Annotated in this window: 1 protein-coding gene and 1 pseudogene; one reads left to right on the top strand and one right to left on the bottom strand. The window is 56.8% G+C overall.

The window, feature by feature from the left end:
• Positions 1–308: pseudogene (locus EOB59_RS34490) on the bottom strand (transposase); the annotation flags it as partial.
• 818 nt (positions 309–1,126) lie between these two features.
• Between EOB59_RS34490 and EOB59_RS34500 the strand changes: the two are divergent.
• Positions 1,127–2,125 (top strand): succinylglutamate desuccinylase/aspartoacylase family protein, encoded by a 999-nt coding sequence (locus EOB59_RS34500; RefSeq protein ID WP_127396987.1) that lies wholly within the window; start codon positions 1,127–1,129, stop codon positions 2,123–2,125.
• Positions 2,126–2,301: the final 176 nt, after the last annotated feature.

Below are 2,301 nucleotides of genomic sequence, written 5' to 3' on the forward strand. Positions count from 1 at the left end.
GCCAGGCTTTCGGGTCGACGTCGTTGAGGCGTGCCGTGGTGATGAGGGTAAGCATAACGGCGGCGGCGCCACGCTGGGAACCGGCGAAGGTCCAGTTGCACCTTCCCAGAGCAATGCCACGTAGCGCTCTTTCCGCCGCGTTATTGCTGAGGCAGATTCTGCCGTCGTCGATGAAGCTGGCGAAGTCGCCCCAGCGCATGAGCATGTAGTTGATTGGCTTCAGGACCGCGGAAGCGCGAGAGGGTGTCGCGCTCGCGGAGCAACCAGGCGTGCATGTCGTCGAGAAGTGGTTTGCTCTTCTCCTGCCGCGAGCCACCTACTCCTTTCGAATGTAATGCGCGCCGGAATAGCCGTTTTAGCAAAGCACCTTGATGACACGCTTTCGGGAGGTGGCGCTCGCGTGAATGTTGTCGCGCCTGGGTATTTTGATACCGGGAGAGTCCACAAGAGGATTGAGGCGTTGATAGTGATGAAGGCCTGAATCGAGATGCGGCCATTCACCGTGTCGCCAGTGCCAATCCCTTCGGTCGTATTGGAACCGCTGATGAGCTAGCGGAGTTGGTTGGAATCATCGTGGGCGACCGCGCAAGATATCTCAATGGTACGACGATCGTGATAGATGGGGGCAGCAGCAGCCTCGTAATTTAGCTGTAATTTAGGTATAGATGCGGACAAGCGCCGCCGAGTTCTTTTGGACCGCAACTCATGGTCATGCCTGGTGCGCCACATCGCTGATGAATCCCCATTCGGGAGCCATACGCGATGGCACGCAAACCTGTGGCCCACCCCAAAAGGCTGGAAGCAGACGCAGCCTGTCCGACCGCCCGCGCAATCAGGTTCCGCTCACAACTGGCATCCTTCGGCGGCGCCGCAATCTCACAAGCCCTCTCACCTTGGCCGGCCGCTTCGTCGCGCCGGCGGAGCTTCCCAACGCCGCCCCTGCAGAATTTCAGCAATGACCGAGACATCCCCTCTGCTGACGGGCCCATGTAGGCGCGGGCCATCTGAAAACGGGATGGTAGCGTCCGCGACATTATATTGGCGAATCGAAGGTAGCTTGGATTAAAAGTTGGAAATACGCAAAACCCCAGCTTCAATTCGCTGAATAATCACAATAGGCTAAAAAATGAGCGAGGCGCCACATCTTACGTTTGATCTCGACAAACCCGGCATGAGCAAAGGGCATCTCGTTGTCCCGGCAGGTGCCGACTGCGGAGAGCTCTCGCTCCCGGTCTTCAGTATCAATAAGGGCGTTGGACCGCGTCTTCTTGTCACCGGCGGATGCCATGGCAATGAACTGGAAGGGCCTCTTGTCGCGCGACGGCTTATCGAGTGGCTGCCCGAAGCGCAAACCTGTGGACAGGTCATCATCGTCCCCGTACTAAATCTGCCGGCGGTGCAGGCATTTAGCCGCAATACGCCGATTGACGGATTGAACCTCAACCGAGTGTTTCCGGGCAATGCCAATGGTTCGGTAACGGAACGAATCGCGGATGCCGTTTCGCGCGTTTTGCTGCCGATGGCCGATACCGTGTTTGATCTGCACAGCTTCGGACCGGCGTGGGAATATCCACCATCGACCACGACGCATCCCATCGCAGATCCCGATCTCATGGTCAGGACGGTGAGAATGGCGGAGGCGTTCAAATTGCCGTTGACTTTAGTGTGGGATCACCCAAGTACGGCTGGAATGTTCGATACCCTTGTCCAAAACCAGGGGAAGGTATTTGTTTGCGCTGAATTCGGAGGGGGCAATGTCAGCTCTGAATCTCTCGCAATCTACGAAGCTGGAGTTCGTAACGCATTCGTTTCGCTCGGACTTATCGAGGGAAGAATCGAGTATCCGACCTTCCGTCAACGGAAGCTCAGTCAGACACTTCAAACACAGTGCCCCTCCGATGAAATGAGATCGCTTGGACCGGGCATCTTCGAACCTTGCTGCTCGATGATGGATGAAGTGAAGCAGGGAGATCTCATCGGCATTCTGCATCCGGTGGATTCTCCGACAGCCGTTTCCGCTGATATTCGGTCTCCCAGTACTTCCATCGTCTGCGGCATTCGATCCGGCGGCTACGTCGTGGCTGAAGAATGGCTAGCGCTCCTTGCGCGACCGCTCAGATCTTGAGAGTCAGTGACCTGCCTGGATGTTTGAGCGGGCGGCTAGATGTTTGATCCCAGATTTTGATGGGGCATCCTTGTCCTCCGAATCAAGGGATGCGCTATGGGCCAGGTTCTTCATGGGACCGCACGACGACAGAGGCGGTCCGTCGAGCGATACAGCATAGTCAAGAGAGCCTGAGG

The organism is Mesorhizobium sp. M7A.F.Ca.MR.176.00.0.0 (assembly GCF_004023165.1).
Lineage (GTDB): Bacteria > Pseudomonadota > Alphaproteobacteria > Rhizobiales > Rhizobiaceae > Mesorhizobium.